The following is a 16,375-nucleotide window of genomic DNA, read 5'->3' on the forward strand; positions in this document are numbered from 1 at the left end:
TTCGGGAAACGACTGCCCCCGGATCGGGGCGCCCGGGCAAGGGGCACGACGATCCGGGGACGCGGGTCCGGTCCGGCAATGCCTGCCGGCGACCGCAACGGGGGTCAGGTCTTGAGGACGACCTTGGTCCAGTCGTTCTGGTTCCAGCGGAACCCCTCATAGCCCTTGGCGGCCTCCTCCAGCGGCAGGCGGTGAGAGATCATGAAGGTCGTGTCCAGCTCTCCCTCCTGGATGCGGCGCAGCAGGTCTTGGGTATAGGCCTGCACATGGGTCTGTCCGGTGCGCAGCTGCAGCCCCTTCTGCATCAGCGCGCCAAGCGGGAACTTGTCCATGAAGCCGCCATAGACGCCGGGGACCGACACGCGGCCGCCCTTGCGCACCGCCATCAGCGCCTCGCGCAGGGCGTGGCCGCTGTCCGCACCGACGCCCACGGCCTGCTTGAGGTTGTCCATCACCGTATCCAGGGCAAAGCCGTGCGCCTCCATCCCGACCGCGTCGATGACCGCGTCGGCACCGATGCCGCCGGTCATCTCCATGACCGCCTCCAGCACCGAGGTCCAGCAGGCTGCGTGGTGGCTGGACGCCGTCGGGGGCAGCGTTTGCGGCGGCGTAACGGCGCATCAGGCGTGGTTCCGCGACCTGCGCGCGGTGCCGGGAACGAGGGGTGGCGTGTCGGGACGACGATGCATGGGCGGGCCTTTCCTTGTGTTCTGGGCCCGTGATCGAGCAGGGGTCCAACAAGGGGATGGCGTGAATGTTCCAGCCCTTTGCCTCATCGCCCCCGACGGCAGGTCACGTCACCCACGGCCCGGCAGCGGCACCCTCCCCGGTCGTGACAGCAGTCGAGGACAGGCCGGGCAGACACAGGTCACCCGTTTATGTCCGATCGTCGGCGGCGGCGGAACGGTGCGACAGGGCAACGGTCGGGCAGGGCATCGATTGCGCAAGGAACCCCGGTCGCGGTGATCGCCTTACGTCTGCACAGATGACAGATTCGTGAGCTTGCGGACCTGCCGACCCTGCCCATTACAGCGCTGGAGAACCACGTGCCCCGTACCAAGACGACCCTTTCGACAGACCAGAAGGGGACAGCCTCTCCGACACGATTTTCCATGGTGGAATGGAAGCAGATCCTTGTTCGCGTGAAGACCGAGATCGCCAGCGACCACATTTCGGTCGTGTCGGCGGGCATCGCGTTCTATGCGCTGCTGTCGGTGTTCCCGGCCCTTGCCGCGCTGATCTCGATCGCGGGTCTGGTGCTGGACCCCGCCGACATCGCCAGCCAGCTGGACACGGTCATGGCCCTGATCCCGGAAAGCGCCGGGGCGGTGCTGCAGGAACAGGTCCTGAAGGTCACCAGCGGCGATGAGACGGCGACCGGCTTGGTCGCGGCCTTTGGTCTGGCCATCGCGATCTATGGCGCCATGAAGGGCGTCATGACCCTGATGGAGGGGCTGAACATCGCCTATGACGAAGAGGAGGGGCGCGGCTTCATCAAGCTGTATCTCAGCGCGCTTCTGATCACGGTATGCGCCATCCTGGGCCTGGCGGTCGCGATCGCACTGCTGATCGTGCTGCCGTCGGTCATCGCCTTCCTGCCGCTGTCACCGACGCTGGAGACCGCCGCCGAATGGCTGAAATGGCCGCTGATGGCGGTGCTGACCATGATCGGGCTGGCGGCGATCTATCGCTTTGGTCCGTCGCGCGCCGATCCCAAGTGGCGGTGGGTCAGCGTCGGTGCCGTGGCGGCCACGGTCCTGTGGATCCTGGGCACGGCGGCGTTCTCGCTCTATGTCCAGAACTTCGACGACTATACCGAGACGTACGGGACGTTGGGCGGGGTCATCATGCTGCTGACCTGGATGTGGCTGTCGGCCTTCATCGTGCTGGCCGGAGCGGAGCTGAACGCCGAGATCGAACAGCAGACCTCCGAGGACACGACCACGGGTGCCCCCGAACCGATGGGCCAGCGCGATGCCGTCAAGGCCGACACCCCGCCGCCCGGTCACGGGACGCCCGCCACGTCGTCGGGCCAGAAGGCCATCGGCCTGTCCGGGACGGGTCGTGACGCGACGGATGCGCCGACGCCCAAATCGGATGCCGTCATGGCGATCATCGTGCTGGGCGCCAGCCTGTGGCGGCTGCGCAAGGCGAACGCCCGCGACTGAGCCGCGGGCGTTCGGCCGGGGGACGGGGCGACCCGTCACCTGGCCGGGGCGTCAGCCTCGTCGGTGGCGGCGGGGTCGAACTCGCTCAGTGCGGGACGCTTGCCGATCGTGATGTGGTCGATCTCCTCTGCGGCGAATCCGCGGATCAGGGCCGGGATCATCATCGAAACCAGCAGGAAGATCGGCAGCCCGACGACCGTGATCACCTCCTGCAGGGCCGTCAGCCCGGCCTCTCCTGCCAGCAGGATCAGCGTTCCGGCGATGGCGCCTTCGGCCAGGCCCCAGAAGACGCGCTGGCGGACGGGTCCGGGTTCCGCCGTTCCCGTGCACAGCATGTCCACGACCAGCGACGCCGAATCCGACGAGGTGGCAAAGAAGATCGCCACGACCAGCACGGCCAGCCCCTGCATCAGCGGTGCCCAGGGCAGTTCCGCAAAGAAGGCGAACATCGCCAGCGGGACGGATTCGCTGACGGCGTTGCTGATGCTGCCCGCGGCGGGGCCCATCGCGGCACGCGCCGCCTCTCCCAGTCCGTCGATGGCCATCGCCTGCCAGCCGAAGATCGCGAACCAGATGACGGTGAACAGCGACGGCGCCAGCAGGACGCCGAAGACGAATTCACGGACCGTGCGCCCGCGGGAGATCCGCGCCACGAACAGGCCGATGAAGGGCGACCAGGTGACCGTCCAGGCCCAGTAGAACACCGTCCAGTCGCCCTGCCAGCCCCATTCGCCGGTATCCATCCCGCCGCCATGCAGCATGTCGTTCCAGAAGGCCAGGCGTGGCAGGTTGGACAGGTACAGGCCGATCGTCTCGACGACGCCGCGCAGAAGAAACAGGGTCGATCCGGTCACCAGCACGAACAGCATCAGGCCCACGGCCATGCCGATGTTGACGTTCGACAGCAGCTTCACCCCCTTGTCCAGGCCGGCGACGATCGAGATCGTGGCGACGATCGTCAGGCTGCCCAGGATCGCAAGGCGCAACCCGGTGTCGTTCGACCAGCCGAACAGCGCCGACAGTCCCGCCGCGACCTGCGACGAGCCTAGGCCGAGCGAGACCGCGACCCCGAACAGCGTGCCCAGGATGGAGACGATGTCGATCGTCTTGCCCACGGGGCCATAGATCCCCTCGCGCAGCAGCGGGTAGAAGACGGAACTGACCCTGACGGGCAGGTCATAGCGGTTAATGAAATAGGCGAAGGCCAGCCCGGGCAGGGCAAAGATCGTCCAGGTATGCAGCGCAAGGTGATAGAGCGATATCGCGATGGCATCCTGAGCCGCGACCAGGGTGAAGGGTTCGACCCCCGGCAAGGGCGGCGACTGATAATGGCTGATCGGCTCTGCCACGCCCCAGAACATCAGCACCGTGCCGATGCCGCCCGCGAACAGCATCGTGAACCACGAGAGGTTGGAGTATTCGGGCCGAGAGTTGCGCGGCCCAAGACGGATATGCCCGTGGCGCGACATCGCCGCATAGATCAGAAAGCCCAGCCAGACGTTCACCGCAAGGATGAAGAACCAGCCCAGGTTGGTCACGATCCAGGCCCGGCTGACGGAAAACGCGGCCCCGATGGGACCGGGCATCGCCACCAGCAGGACGACGAAGATCAGGCTGAGGCCTGCGGATATGAAGAAGATCGTGGGATCGACCCGCAGGCCCAGATGCTGTGCCAGTCTTTTTATGCTTTGCCCTCTTGGTCTTGAAATACTGGGGTCAAGCGTTACGCGGGCGCATCGTTCCTGAGAAATCTGCGCAGGCGCATGGTGCGCGGTGCGGAATTCCTTGGGGATTTCCCGGATCGAATGAGATTTGCTCCATCGCCTGTGCGGCAACGTGGGGTGGCGATCCTTTAAGGACCCGATTGCCTCAGGGTGGAGTGCGACATGTGGTAACACCTTGCGCATGACGGGGATGACAAGGTTACCTTGCAGTCTCTCGATGCGGAACGGAGGTGTTGTCGTCGTGACGCAGATCGGGTGCGTCTGACGCGGACAGGGCGCCCGATCTAGTGCATGACCACCATTTTCGGCCTGGCGTCATCCCGCAACGCGCACCGCATGAGCCTGACCAAGTTCGAAAGCACGCAGTCCAACGGATGGCGCCCGTCACCCTCAGGTGCACTCAAAGATCGCACGGGCGGTTCCCGGCACACGGCATCGCCGGAATGTTGCATCGCAACAAGGACATGTACCGGACAGGGCGTGCAGGATAGCGACGATCGACTTGCACATCGGGTGCTGCTGAAAAAACCGGCGACATGTGCCGACCCTTCATAATTATCTTTACAGACTGAAATCACCACGGCATCGTCGGTTTATAAACCAGTTTACTAAACCGCTTTATAAGCTTTTGGGGAACTCGCTTGGCCAATCTTCAGGATGTTGCGACAGCGGCTGGCGTCTCCAAGGCGACGGTGTCACGCTATCTGAACGGCTCTCTGGAACTGCCCGAACGGACCGCGTCCCTGATCGATGCGGCGATCCGCACGCTGAACTATACGCCCAATCCCCATGCGCGGCGCCTGAGCCTCGGGCGGTCGGACACGATCGCCCTGATCGTTCCCGACATCTCCAGCCCGTTCTTTGCCGCGCTGGTAGGCGCCGTCGAGGCCGAAGCAAGCGACATGGGGTTGGCACTGGCGCTTTATGCGACGCTGAACTCTCCGGAACGCGAACTCTCCTATCTTGACCTGGTGCGGACCGGCCATGCCGACGGGCTGATCTTCGTCACCAACCATGCCGGCACCGACAGGCTGGCCCAGAAGATCAACCACCTTCCTCGCTGCGTGGTCGTGGACGAGGATGTCGTGGGCACGACCGCCCCCAAGATCTTCTGCGACAACCGTCGCGGCGGCTGGCTGGCCGGGCGTCATCTGGCGCAACAGGGCCATCGGCACGTGCTGTTCGTCGGCGGCGTCGACGAGATGGTCAGCGGCGCCCGCCGCTTCGAGGGCTTTTCTGCCGGGATCGCGGAGGTGTCGGGGCCGGATCATGCGATCGACCGGATCAGCGGGCTTTACACCGTCTCTGCCGGACGCGCGGCCGGCCGGGCCTTCGTCGCGCGGGACCCGGCATCCCGTCCGACGGCCATCTTTGCCACGTCCGACGAACTGCTGATCGGCCTGTACGAGGTTCTGGCAGAGGCCGGCATTCCCATTCCGCATGAGGTCTCGGTCGTCGGGTTCGACGACGTGGGGCCGCTGCATCTTTTCGCACCCGCCGTGACCGCGGTGCGTCAGCCTGTCCGCGACCTGGGCCAGCACGCGCTGAAGCTGCTGCTGGCGACGGACAATGCCGATCTGGCCAATCACCCGTCAGAGGTGCTGCTGGATGTCACGCTGATCGAGCGGAACTCTGTTGCGCCGCCGGTCCGCCCCTTCCACCGCAACCCCAACAGCGAGGAATGACCATGACGACCCTGACCCGCCGCACCCTGGGTGCGATGATGACGACCGGCCTGATCGCTGCGGCCCTGCCCGCGCTGGCGCAGGACGGCAAGACCTTTGCGCTGGTCCAGATCAACCAGCAGGCGCTGTTCTTCAACGACATGAACCGCGGCGCGCAGGAGGCCGCCGATGCCGCGGGTGCCGAACTGCTGATCTTCAACGCGAACAACGATCCCGCGGCGCAGAACAGCGCGATCGAGACGTATATCCAGGAGGGCGTGGACGGCATCGCCGTCGTGGCCATCGACGTGAACGGCATCATGCCCGCGGTCCAGCAGGCCGTCGATGCCGGCATCCCGGTCGTGGCCATCGACGCCATCCTGCCCGAAGGGCCGCAATCGGCCCAGATCGGCGTGGACAACGCCCAGGCCGGCGCCGACCTGGCGGCCGTGGTCAACGACGCGCTGCCCGAAGGGTCCACCTTGGGCATTGTGGGCGCGCTGAACTCGTTCATCCAGAACGTGCGCATGGACGGGTTCACGGGTGCCCTGGACAGCGCCAAGGTCAGCATCGCGGGCACGGTGGACGGCCAGAACGTGCAAGACACCGCCCTGGGGGCGGCCGAGAACCTGATGACCGCCAACCCCGACCTGACCGCCATCTATGCGACGGGAGAGCCCGCACTGCTTGGCGCGGTGGCAGCCGTGGAAAGCCAGGGACGGCAGGCCGACATCGCCGTCTATGGCTGGGACCTGACCGCACAGGCGATTGCCGGGATCGATGCGGGCTATGTCAAGGCGGTGATCCAGCAGGACCCGGCGGGCATGGGCGCGGCGGCCGTGACCGCGCTTGGCACGCTGGCGGATGGCGGCACGGTCGAGCCGGTGATCTCGGTCCCCGTTACCATCGTCACGCAGGAGAACGTCGAACCCTATCGGGCCGCGTTCCAGTGATCGCAGCGGTCCATCAGTTCAGGCAGGGGGATCATCCCCCTGCAGGTCACCCCGCGATCCTGTCCCTGCAGGGCATCACCAAGACATTCGGGTCGCACCAGGCGCTGCGCGGGGTGGACCTGGACATCCGCGCCGGCGAATGCCTTGGGCTGATCGGCGACAATGCCGCCGGCAAGTCCACGCTGTCCAAGGTGATGTCGGGCACCTATGTCCCGGATGGCGGGCAGATCCTGCTGGACGGCAGGCCCGTGCGCTTTTCCACGCCGTCCGAGGCGCGCGCGCAGAAGATCGAGATGGTCTATCAGGACCTGTCGCTGTGCGATCACGTCGATGTCGTCGGAAACCTGTTCCTGGGCCGCGAGCTGAAGCGTGGCCCGTTCCTGGACCAGCCGCGCATGCTGGCCGAGGCCGAACGCATGCTGGCGGCGCTGGAGATTCGCATCCCGCGCCTGACCGCCAAGGTGGAGAAGCTGTCGGGCGGTCAGCGCCAGGCCATCGCCATCGCACGCGCCGCCAGCTTCGATCCCAAGGTGCTGATCATGGACGAGCCGACCTCGGCCCTGGCCGTGGCCGAGGTCGAGGCCGTGCTGGCCCTGATCAACCGGGTCAAGGCGCGCGGCGTCGCGGTGGTGCTGGTCACGCACCGGATGCAGGACCTGTTCCGCGTCTGCGACCGCATCGCCGTCATGTACGAGGGCACCAAGGTCGCCGAACGCCTGACCCCCGACACGAACCTTCAGGAACTGGTCGACCTGATCGTCGGCAAGGGAGGCCATTGATGGCTGTCTATACCGAACGCAAGGCCGGGTCGCCCCTGGCCGATTTCGTGGGCGAACATGCGCAGGTCCTGTCCATCGCGATGTTCTTTCTGCTGTGCATGGCCATCTTCGGGATGGCCAGTTCGACCTTTCTCAGCGCGGGCAACCTGCTGAACATCCTTCGTCAGGCGGCACCGATCCTGATCGTGGCAGTCGCCATGACCATGGTCATCACCACCGCCGGGATCGACCTGTCGGTCGGATCGCAGGTGGCACTGGTCAACGCGGTCTGCGCCATCGCCATCGGCGCGGGCCTGCCTTGGCCGGTCGTCGTGCTACTGATGCTGGCCTTGGGCGCGGGGGTCGGCGCGGTGCAGGGGTGGTTCATCTCGTACCAGGGCATCCCGGCCTTCATCGTGACACTGGCGGGTCTGTCGATCCTGCGCGGCTTTGCGCTGTACCTGACCGAGGGCTATTCGATCCCCATCACCGACGTGCCGGGTTTCTTCTGGCTGGGGCGCGGCACGCTGGCGGGCTTTCCGGTGCCTGCGCTGATCGCCTTGCTGATCGCGGGCCTGGGCTTTGTCGTGATGCTGCGCACGCAATATGGCCGCCAGGTTATCGCGGTCGGATCCAACATGGAGGCCGCGCGCCGCGTGGGCATGCCCGCGAAACGCGTGCTGGCCTCGGTCTATGTGGTGGCGGGGCTGGCCTCCGCCGTGGCGGGGATGCTGATTGCCGCGCGGCTCGGCTCCGGGTCGTCGAACGCGGCGCAGGGGTTCGAGCTGCAGGTGATCGCGGCGGTGGTGCTGGGCGGGACGTCGCTGATGGGCGGCAAGGCCTCGATGTTGGGCACCGTCCTGGGCACCATAACCATCGCGGTGATCGGCAACGGGCTGATCCTGTTGCACATCTCTCCGTTCTTCACGCAGATCGTGACGGGCGCGATCATCCTGGTCGCCATCTGGCTGAACACCAAGCTGTTCGACCGGGGCTTCCGCTTCGGGAGGGCGCGCGGATGAGCGAGCTGTCCCCCTGCCATGTCCGGTCGGGCCGGGTGATGACCGTCACTGGCCCGATCCCCTCGGCCGATCTGGGCCACACGCTGATGCACGAGCATCTGCAGAACGACTGTCGCTGCTGGTGGAACGCGCCCACGGACCCGGCGCGGCAATATCTCGCCGACAGCCCTGTCGGCATCGAGATCTTGTCCGAACTGCGCCAGGACCCCTTTGTGAACCGCCACAACATCGCGCTGGACGACCCCGACCTAGCGATCGCAGAACTGCGCGCCTTCACCGCCGCGGGCGGGCGCAGCGTGGTGGACCCGACCTGCCGCGGCATCGGGCGCGACCCCGCGACCCTGCGCCGGATCGCGGCAGAGACCGAGCTGAACATCGTGATGGGCGCGGGCTATTACCTGGCCAGCTCCATGCCCGACACGGTGGCGCGCCTGTCCATTAACGCCATCGCCGACCAGATCGTGGCCGAGGCACTGACCGGCACCGACGGCACGGATGCCCGCATCGGCCTGATCGGAGAGATCGGCGTGTCGTCCGATTTCACGCCCGAGGAGGAGAAGTCGCTCCGCGGCGCGGCGCGGGCGCAGGCGCGCACCGGGCTGCCGCTGATGGTGCATCTGCCGGGCTGGTTCCGGCTTGGACACCGGGTGCTGGACGTCGTCGAATCCGAGGGCGGGGATCTGCGCCACACGGTGCTGTGCCACATGAACCCCTCGCATGACGATCCGGTCTATCAGGCGACGCTGGCGCAGCGGGGGGCCTTTGTCGAATTCGACATGATCGGGATGGATTTCTTCTATGCCGATCAGGGGGTGCAGTGCCCGTCGGACGACCAGGTGGCCCGCGCCATCCTGAGCCTGGCCGAACAGGGGTTCCTGGACCGCATCCTGCTGTCGCAGGACGTGTTCATCAAGATGATGCTGACCCGCTATGGCGGCAACGGCTACGCATTCGTGACCCGCCATTTCCTGCCGCGCCTGATGCGACACGGCCTGTCGGCCTCCGACTGCGACCGGCTGATGGTGACCAACCCGCGCCGCGTCTTCGACGCCACCTTCTGACATTCGCGAAAGGAACGACCCATGACAACCCGCGTGCTTCTGGTGGGCGAAAGCTGGACCACCTCGGAAACGCATTATAAGGGCTTTGACCAGTTCGGCTCGGTCCGGTTCCATACCGGGGCGACGCCCCTGCTGGAGGCGATGAAGGACAGCGATTTCCAGATCGACTACATGACCGCCCATGACGCTGCCGAAGGGTTCCCCTTCGCGATGGAGGGGCTGGCGCCCTATGATATCATCATCCTGTCGGACATCGGCGCGAACACCTTCCTGCTGCCGCCCGATGTCTGGCTGCGGTCCAGGACCGTGCCGAACCGGCTGCGGCTGCTGAAGGAGTGGGTGGCGCAGGGGGGCAACCTGCTGATGATCGGGGGGTATTTCTCGTTCCAGGGCATCGACGGTCGGGCGCGCTGGCGGGGCACCGCGGTCGAGGACACGCTGCCCGTCACCTGCCACCCTTGGGACGACCGCGTCGAGATCCCCGAAGGTGCGCAGGCCGACATCCTGCTGCCCGACCATCCGGTGATGGCGGAGATGCCCGCCGCCTGGCCGCCGATCCTGGGCGTGAACGAGGTGATGGTCCGCGACGGCGCGACCGTCGTGGCGCGCCTGCCCCTTGATCAGGGCGGCCATCCGCTGCTGGTCCTGGGCCAGCACGGGCAGGGGCGCACGGCGGCCTGGACGTCTGATGTGGGGCCGCACTGGCTGTCGCCCGAATTCTGCGATTGGCCGGGCTATGGCACGTTGTGGAAGAACCTGTTCGGTTGGCTGGTCGCGCGGTGACCCGATCAGTCGCCCGCCAGGATCGCGCGCATCGCGCCTGTGTCTGGAAAGGCGCTGACGGTGCCCGCGCGTCCCACCGTCCAGGCCGCCGCGATGGCCGCATGGCGCAGCGCGCGCGCGTCCAGGGGTGCGCCCCGCAGCGCGGCCGAGGCCAGCGCCACCGCCATGAAGCAGTCGCCCGCCCCGGTGGTGTCCACGACCACGCAGGGGGATGCCGGCGCGTCGATCCGTGCGCCGGGACGGACAAGGGCCGCGCCGCGCGCCCCAAGCGTCAGCACGACCTCGGCAACGCCCTGCGCCAGCAGCGCCGCGTCACCCCCCAGCATCGCGGCCTCGTCCTCGTTGACGAAGGCGCAATCGACCAGAGGCCACAGTTCGGCCACGTAATCCTGCATGGGCGAGGGGTTCAGCGCGGTGCGCATCCCGCGCGCTCGGGCCGCGCGCAATGCCGCGCCGGTCGTCGCCGCACCCAGATTGCCCTGCAGGACCAGCAGATCGCCCGGTGCGGCCTTTTCCAATGCGGCGATGGCGTGGTCCGGGGTCATGGCTCCTGCCGCGGCACGCGTGGTGATCACGGCATTTTCACCATGACCGGCCATCAGGATGATCGAATTGTCGGTCGCCACGCCGGGCAGGGCGATCAGCTGCGCCATCACCGGCTCGGCCGCCAGGCGCGCCGCGATCTCGCGCCCGCGGGCGTCCTGGCCCACCGCGGCGATCAGGTGACATGCCAGCCCGGTCCGGGCCATCGCAACCGCCTGATTGACCCCCTTGCCGCCCAGATCCTGCGACAGCGCCTGCCCGAAGATCGAGGCACCCGGTCTGGGAAAGTCGTCGACCGACACGGTCTCGTCCAGCGCCGCGTTCCCGATCACGAATGCCTTCATCACCACTCTCCGCTTTCTTGAAAGGTCAACCCATGACACTGATTTCCGACCGACCCGCAGGGGCCATCCGCGACATCTTCGAACGAGACAAGGCCTTGATCGGAATGATTCATTGCCCTGCCTTTCCCGGTGCGCCGCGGTATCGCGGTGCGTCGATGGACGACATCTACGACATCTGCATGCGCGATGCGGAACGTCTGGTGCAAGGGGGAATGCACGGGTTGATCGTCGAAAATCACGGCGACATTCCCTTTTCCAAGCCCGACGACATCGGCCCCGAGACCCCGGCCTTCCTGTCCGTCGTGACCGACCGCATCAAGCGCGCCTTCGGCCTGCCCATCGGCATCAACGTGCTGGCGAACGCCCCGCTTCCGGCGCTGGCAACCGCCGTGGCAGGGGGCGCCGATTTCATCCGCGTGAACCAATGGGCCAATGCCTATGTCGCGAACGAGGGCTTCATGGAGGGGCGCGCGGCAGAGGCGCTGCGCTACAGGTCGCTGCTGCGCGCCGAACATGTCCGCATCTTCACCGACGCGCATGTAAAGCACGGCAGCCACGCCATCGTGGCGGACCGGTCCATCCCCGAACTGACGCGCGACCTGGGCTTTTTCGACAGCGACTGCATCATCGCCACCGGCCAGCGCACCGGCGACAGCGCCAGCATGGACGAGATCGACGAGATCGGCGGGGCGACGCATCTGCCGCTGCTAGTCGGCTCGGGCGTGACCGAGGACAATATCGTGGCCATCCTGGGCCGGACCAATGGCGTGATCGTGGCGTCGTCGCTGAAGGAGGGCGGTGTCTGGTGGAATCCCGTCGAGCCGGAACGTGTCCGCCGCTTCGTCGCCGCCGCCGAGGCGGGGCTGTGACCCTGTCCGAGCGGATGCTGACCGAGGAGGCCGCGGCGTTCGACGCGATGGTCACCCATCCCTTCGTCCGCGATCTGGCGGCCGACACCCTGCCGGACGCGGCCTTCGACCGCTATCTGCTGATCGAGGGGGCGTTCGTCGAAACTGCCATCGCGATCTTCGGTTATGCGGTCGCCAAGGCCGGCGACCTGCAGGACCGACGCAAGCTGATTGCGTCGCTGGATGCACTGGCCCATGGGCAGATGGACTATTTCCGCGACGCCTATGCGCGCCGCGGACTTGCTTCGGATCCGGCCCTGCAGGCCGACCCGCGTGTGGCGGGGTTCCGCGACGGCATGCTGGCCATCGCCCGCGATGGCGATTTCGCCGACATCATCACCGCGATGTTCGCCGCCGAGTGGATGTACTGGACATGGTGCACTGCGCATCGAGACGCCGCGCTGAGCGACCCCATGCGTCAGGACTGGATCGCCCTTCATGCGGCACCGGAGTTTCGCGCCCAAGCACAATGGCTGAAGGAGAAGGTGGATGCCTTTGGGCGTGATCTTTCAGAAGCCCGTTCCGCCGAACTGTTGACCCTGTTCGGCAAGGTGCAGCGGCTTGAGTTCGCGTTTCACGCTGCGGCTTACGACGTTGCGAGTTGCTCCTCCCCCTAGAAGCAGGGCCGTTCGAATCTGGAGTTTTTGGCTAGCATTCCCTGGCTGGGAGAGGAGGCGCGAACTATAAAGGCATTGATGTTCATAGAGGCGCAACACAGGCGTTTGTCCTGAAGCAAGATAAGGAAGGCACGCCGGTAGCCCAGGTTTGCCGCAAGGCCGGGATCAGCCAGGCGACCCATTTCAACTGGTAGAAACGGCATGGCATTCCGCTGCCGGATGAGAGGCGCTGGAATGATGCGCACGCGCCATGGGTCCGAGCGCCGCGCCGAATGAGAACACAAGGCTCAAGAAGATCGTTGCCAACCTGACCCTCGACCGGGAGATGTTGTGAGGCACGTCATTCGTCGAAAGCTCGTTCGCCAGCTTGCTTAAACCGGTCGCGCCGGCTGGCTCATACTGCCCGTACCCGGAAACTCGTCGACGGGATGTTGGTAGACTGGGCCGTCTCGATCCGCCGGGCATGTGAGACTTTGCGCTTGAACTGTCGCGCTACCACGACAAGTCCCGCCAAACCGGGCAGGCCGCACTGGACCTGAGGATCCGGGAAATCTGCGAAACGCAGGTGCGCTGCGGCTATCGCCATTGTCGCTCGGACCGGTGGCGCAGCAATGGCATTCTCATGAGCCATGCGGATGCGCAGGAAAGCCTGAAGACTTGGCGTGGGCACGACAACAAAGCCCGACCCCATCGCGCGATCGGGTATCACGTCCTGATCGGCCTGCATTGTCGCGGCGGCGCAGCCCGCCCGTCGGCGTCTATAACCGGATGCCCAGATTCTCCGCTATCTCCCGCCGCATCCGGCTACTGTTCAGTGCCAGCCGCACCACTTCACGCCGAAACTCCGGCGTCGGTCCATCCCGTTTCCCATAAATTACTATTGGTTCCTCAGTTGGTGGTCTTTATATTTTCTTGACACGGTCAAAGAGTGTCTAAAATGTTGTCTAGGTTATTAAGAACGGTTTTGAGAGCAATCAGCTCACTCCTTTCAATTAAGCCTGCCTTTCACGTATTAAAAAGCTGCCTTAGGAGGCTGCTAAAAAATTGCGGAACGATTTGGTTGGTGCAACTCGTGTTTGGGATAGTGCTACAGCTGATAGCTAGTTGTCCGCTGCGTAGTCGTGCTCACCAAACGGCACACCGATCTCAATCATCAGAGCTCTGTCGTCCAGGTCGGTATCTGAGGCAATCATCACCGGTTTCGGAGCATCAAGCAGCCAGATGAGATTTCCATCTTCACGGATCTCAATACGGTTCTGATGATAAATGCCCACGCTTGGCGTCACACTTGTACCATCGAGGCCAAGCGGAATGTCAAACACTAGAGAGAGTTCGCCTGCTTTAGTGGTCGGTACAAATTTCGCAATTGACGCAAAGATGCCTCGGCTTTGACCCGATGGTGTAAGCATCTGGCCCCAGATGGTGTAATTGTAGCCTTCGACCATATTTTCGTATCCAACCGTTACCTCGACCTTACCACCGTCGCTGTGAAGACGGTCGTTTCCGTCCGACGCATCCGCTACCGAAATAACATTCATACGTTGAATCGAATGCACTTGAATGCCACGGGCCGGATCGGCAGCTTCACCCTTTACATCGATCAAGGCAGCTTTAACATCTACGGTGCGCAGTGTATTACGGGTGATATAGTCAATATTTAGGTCACCCTCGTTGCGGGGAACCAACAGATTAACTGACAGGTCCATTTCTGTGCTTTCGGCTGTAAAAGTAGTCTCAGCACTATCAACCTCCTCTTCGGAAACTGCATCAATCAGCGCGGTTGTCAGTACATAGTCTACGCCCTCTATAAGACCAGTGAGCGTTAGATTTTCCTGAGCCTCACCCCCAAGCCGTGTGAAGAACCTGTTCCCATCCTCAACATCCGTCAGGATGCCCGACAAGGAAACTTCTGCAAAAGCTCCTTTTGAAATAGCTGCGAACAGCATGGTCGATGCGATAAGCGACCTTTTTGTCATTTCCAGCAGTCTCCTCATGATTTTGGGCTGTTAATGGTACTTCACGGCTAGTTACTAAAATGTTAAGAAAGCCAATAGTCAAAGAGTAGATGCCGTCGTTCCCACCGGCCCTTCTGTGAGCGATGAGCGCAAATTCTTGCTCAGGTCCGCTCTGCCGTGGGACTTTTTTGTGCTGTAGGCTCTCATGATAGGTCCCATAGCTGATACTGCCGCCGACGCGGCGTTTTTTCTCTCGTCTAGGATCGCAGTTTGATGCGCTTAGATGCCCGTTCACGTCGGACCGACATACTTGGCATCGTGTGCATGATCTTCCCGCTTGCGGTGAAGCTGATGACGACCCCGGCGCAGACATCTGCAGGCGCGTCGCCGTTGATGATGACCAGCCTCTTTTTGCTCTTAACGTAAAGCTGGTGCGGATAGTCTGCGTCCAGCCGGTCAGCGCGGCGCGGGCTCCACTGGTCAGCGGTGGCACTTGAGGTGATACGGACAGATCCTGCGGTCCCATGACCGCCAGCGGAATGTCCGTGACGCCCGCCCTACCGCGGGCGGTCGGCTGTACAGGCTCGCCATCCTGCTTTTCGCCGTCATGCTACTCGACCGAGTAGCGGCCTTCATCGATCCGCAGGAAACGGTATGCCTTGTGCTATTTCAATGAAAAGCCACCCCGGGACAGTCCGCTGTCGTCCAGCACGAAGAAATCGCGAGACCGCGACCAGTTGATCAACGCTTCGGTGGTATAGCTTATCAGCAGGGTTCCGATGCGGTATCGGCCAGAACCTTATACCGCTAGGCCAGCAGCAGCTCCCCCGTGATCCGGTGTGGCAGGGCTTCCAACGGCATACCATCGGTAGCGGGGCGCTTCCACAGGTCGTGAGGCGTCCAGAATAACCTCGTTGGCACAAGCCCACAGGTCGAGGTTGCGCAAGATGAACTCGCTGCCATTGTCGACCCGATTGTCCTGGGGTAGCCGATCTGGGCACAGACCCGGTCCAGGGTCGGGACCACATCCTCGCCGCGAGAGGTTTAGCGCACGTCCGTCGCCGGGCAATAATGGGAATGGGTTTTGACGATGGTCAGGATCCGCAGCTTCTTGCCTAAGGCCAGCTAGTCATGGACAAAGTCCATGTCCCAGACATTGTTCGGCCCAACGGCTTCCGCACGGTCGTCACGCAGTTTGGCTTTCACACGCCGCTTGGCTGATCCCGGCCTTGCGGCAAACCTTGGCCACCGGCGTGCCTTCCTTACCCTGCTTTAGGACAAACGCCTGTCTTGCGCTTGCATGAACCTCGATGCCTTCATCGTTCGCACCTCCTCTCCCAGCCAGGGAATGCTAGCCAAAAACTCTAGCTTCGAACGGCCCAGCTTCTAGGGGGAAGAGCATGCTTTTCGGGCCTAGGTAGGCATCACTTTCAGTCTGATCTTCACGGCAAACTCTCATGGTGGGATGTTTCTAGGAGCCTGATGAAGTCTTTGGTGGTTGTAATCCTCTTTCTAGGCGATGATCTGGGCTCAGGCATTGGTCAGGGCAGAGAACAGAAACTCGTCTCGCAACGGCCCGTTGAAAGTCTTGATGAACGCATTCTGCACGAGTTATCCTGATGCAATGTAGTGCTAGGCAATGGTCGAAACCACCTCATTTTGAGTCATAATCATTATTATATGGTTTTGAGTAGCAGGGGTATATCGTACTTTACGATGCGACACGCCATTATCTATTCATGAGTGCATATCCAGCGCACCCTGCGTAAGTAAAATTGAAGAAATTGTTGAATGGGTGCCATGCAGTAAAGCGTATCCATCAGCCGAGCCTTTTTGTTTCATTGATTTAGGGTCAGAACCTATTGGTCTGGGTGA

12 protein-coding genes and 3 pseudogenes are annotated in these 16,375 nt (G+C 63.7%); 10 read left to right on the forward strand and 5 right to left on the reverse strand.

The window, feature by feature from the left end; genetic code table 11:
- Nucleotides 1-104: 104 nt before the first annotated feature.
- A pseudogene (locus tag GBO37_RS14680) lies at nucleotides 105-557 on the reverse strand (glutathione-dependent formaldehyde dehydrogenase); the annotation flags it as partial.
- Between the two features lie 555 nt (nucleotides 558-1,112).
- On the opposite strand from GBO37_RS14680, the gene GBO37_RS14685 reads away from it, so the two are divergent.
- Nucleotides 1,113-2,168, forward strand: coding sequence for a YihY/virulence factor BrkB family protein (locus GBO37_RS14685; RefSeq protein WP_252929813.1), 1,056 nt, complete (start codon nucleotides 1,113-1,115; stop codon nucleotides 2,166-2,168).
- Between the two features lie 35 nt (nucleotides 2,169-2,203).
- On the opposite strand, the gene GBO37_RS14690 is transcribed toward GBO37_RS14685, so the two are convergent.
- Nucleotides 2,204-3,853: a BCCT family transporter gene (locus tag GBO37_RS14690; protein ID WP_252929964.1), complete on the reverse strand. Its 1,650-nt coding sequence runs from the start codon at nucleotides 3,851-3,853 to the stop codon at nucleotides 2,204-2,206.
- A 680-nt stretch (nucleotides 3,854-4,533) separates the two neighbouring features.
- Between GBO37_RS14690 and GBO37_RS14695 the strand changes: the two genes are divergently transcribed.
- The 6 genes from GBO37_RS14695 to GBO37_RS14720 are packed head-to-tail and all read left to right on the forward strand — an operon-like array spanning nucleotide 4,534 to nucleotide 10,133.
- On the forward strand, nucleotides 4,534-5,577 hold the full coding sequence (locus tag GBO37_RS14695) for a LacI family DNA-binding transcriptional regulator (protein ID WP_256480963.1): 1,044 nt from the start codon (nucleotides 4,534-4,536) through the stop codon (nucleotides 5,575-5,577).
- A gap of 2 nt (nucleotides 5,578-5,579) precedes the next feature.
- The gene (locus GBO37_RS14700; protein WP_045983816.1) at nucleotides 5,580-6,509 is read left to right on the forward strand and encodes a substrate-binding domain-containing protein; all 930 of its coding nucleotides are present in this window, start codon (nucleotides 5,580-5,582) and stop codon (nucleotides 6,507-6,509) included.
- Entirely contained in the window at nucleotides 6,506-7,288 is a 783-nt protein-coding gene (locus GBO37_RS14705) for an ATP-binding cassette domain-containing protein (protein ID WP_239441407.1), read from the forward strand. Before GBO37_RS14700 ends, GBO37_RS14705 begins: the two co-directional genes overlap by 4 nt.
- Entirely contained in the window at nucleotides 7,288-8,289 is a 1,002-nt protein-coding gene (locus tag GBO37_RS14710; RefSeq protein ID WP_252929815.1) for an ABC transporter permease, read from the forward strand. Before GBO37_RS14705 ends, GBO37_RS14710 begins: the two co-directional genes overlap by 1 nt.
- On the forward strand, nucleotides 8,286-9,350 hold the full coding sequence (locus GBO37_RS14715; protein ID WP_252929816.1) for a phosphotriesterase: 1,065 nt from the start codon (nucleotides 8,286-8,288) through the stop codon (nucleotides 9,348-9,350). The genes GBO37_RS14710 and GBO37_RS14715 overlap by 4 nt, the downstream gene beginning before the upstream one ends.
- Before the next feature lie 21 nt (nucleotides 9,351-9,371).
- Nucleotides 9,372-10,133: a glutamine amidotransferase gene (locus GBO37_RS14720; protein ID WP_127899750.1), complete on the forward strand. Its 762-nt coding sequence runs from the start codon at nucleotides 9,372-9,374 to the stop codon at nucleotides 10,131-10,133.
- A gap of 5 nt (nucleotides 10,134-10,138) precedes the next feature.
- Here the strand turns inward: GBO37_RS14720 and GBO37_RS14725 are convergent, their stop codons facing one another.
- Nucleotides 10,139-11,020, reverse strand: a complete 882-nt coding sequence (locus GBO37_RS14725) for a PfkB family carbohydrate kinase (RefSeq protein WP_252929817.1) — start codon at nucleotides 11,018-11,020, stop codon at nucleotides 10,139-10,141.
- Between the two features lie 32 nt (nucleotides 11,021-11,052).
- On the opposite strand from GBO37_RS14725, the gene GBO37_RS14730 reads away from it, so the two are divergent.
- From GBO37_RS14730 to GBO37_RS21660, 3 genes and pseudogenes are all read left to right on the forward strand, one after another.
- Nucleotides 11,053-11,889, forward strand: coding sequence for a BtpA/SgcQ family protein (locus tag GBO37_RS14730; RefSeq protein WP_127899748.1), 837 nt, complete (start codon nucleotides 11,053-11,055; stop codon nucleotides 11,887-11,889).
- Nucleotides 11,886-12,545 carry a TenA family protein gene (locus GBO37_RS14735; protein ID WP_252929818.1) on the forward strand — a complete coding sequence of 220 codons (660 nt, stop codon included), beginning with the start codon at nucleotides 11,886-11,888 and terminating at the stop codon, nucleotides 12,543-12,545. The genes GBO37_RS14730 and GBO37_RS14735 overlap by 4 nt, the downstream gene beginning before the upstream one ends.
- 66 nt (nucleotides 12,546-12,611) lie before the next feature.
- A pseudogene (locus GBO37_RS21660) lies at nucleotides 12,612-13,128 on the forward strand (transposase); the annotation flags it as partial.
- Between the two features lie 517 nt (nucleotides 13,129-13,645).
- Here the strand turns inward: GBO37_RS21660 and GBO37_RS14740 are convergent.
- Together GBO37_RS14740 and GBO37_RS14745 are read right to left on the reverse strand one after the other, a co-directional pair.
- Complete coding sequence (locus GBO37_RS14740) at nucleotides 13,646-14,539, reverse strand: hypothetical protein (RefSeq protein ID WP_252929819.1); 894 nt, start codon at nucleotides 14,537-14,539, stop codon at nucleotides 13,646-13,648.
- Between the two features lie 847 nt (nucleotides 14,540-15,386).
- Nucleotides 15,387-15,730 (reverse strand): annotated as a pseudogene (locus GBO37_RS14745) (transposase family protein); the annotation flags it as partial.
- Between the last annotated feature and the right edge of the window lie 645 nt (nucleotides 15,731-16,375).

Origin of the sequence: Paracoccus sp. 08, assembly GCF_024105395.1 — a bacterium.
GTDB lineage: Bacteria > Pseudomonadota > Alphaproteobacteria > Rhodobacterales > Rhodobacteraceae > Paracoccus > Paracoccus marcusii.

Bases quoted from the DNA above. Each gene is read 5' to 3' on its own strand.
- GBO37_RS14700 (WP_045983816.1), top strand. From the start codon at position 5,580: ATGACGACCCTGACCCGCCGCACCCTGGGTGCGATGATGACGACCGGC.
- GBO37_RS14725 (WP_252929817.1), bottom strand. From the start codon at position 11,020: ATGAAGGCATTCGTGATCGGGAACGCGGCGCTGGACGAGACCGTGTCG.
- GBO37_RS14720 (WP_127899750.1), top strand. From the start codon at position 9,372: ATGACAACCCGCGTGCTTCTGGTGGGCGAAAGCTGGACCACCTCGGAA.
- GBO37_RS14730 (WP_127899748.1), top strand. From the start codon at position 11,053: ATGACACTGATTTCCGACCGACCCGCAGGGGCCATCCGCGACATCTTC.
- GBO37_RS14710 (WP_252929815.1), top strand. From the start codon at position 7,288: ATGGCTGTCTATACCGAACGCAAGGCCGGGTCGCCCCTGGCCGATTTC.
- GBO37_RS14685 (WP_252929813.1), top strand. From the start codon at position 1,113: ATGGTGGAATGGAAGCAGATCCTTGTTCGCGTGAAGACCGAGATCGCC.
- GBO37_RS14715 (WP_252929816.1), top strand. From the start codon at position 8,286: ATGAGCGAGCTGTCCCCCTGCCATGTCCGGTCGGGCCGGGTGATGACC.
- GBO37_RS14740 (WP_252929819.1), bottom strand. From the start codon at position 14,539: ATGAGGAGACTGCTGGAAATGACAAAAAGGTCGCTTATCGCATCGACC.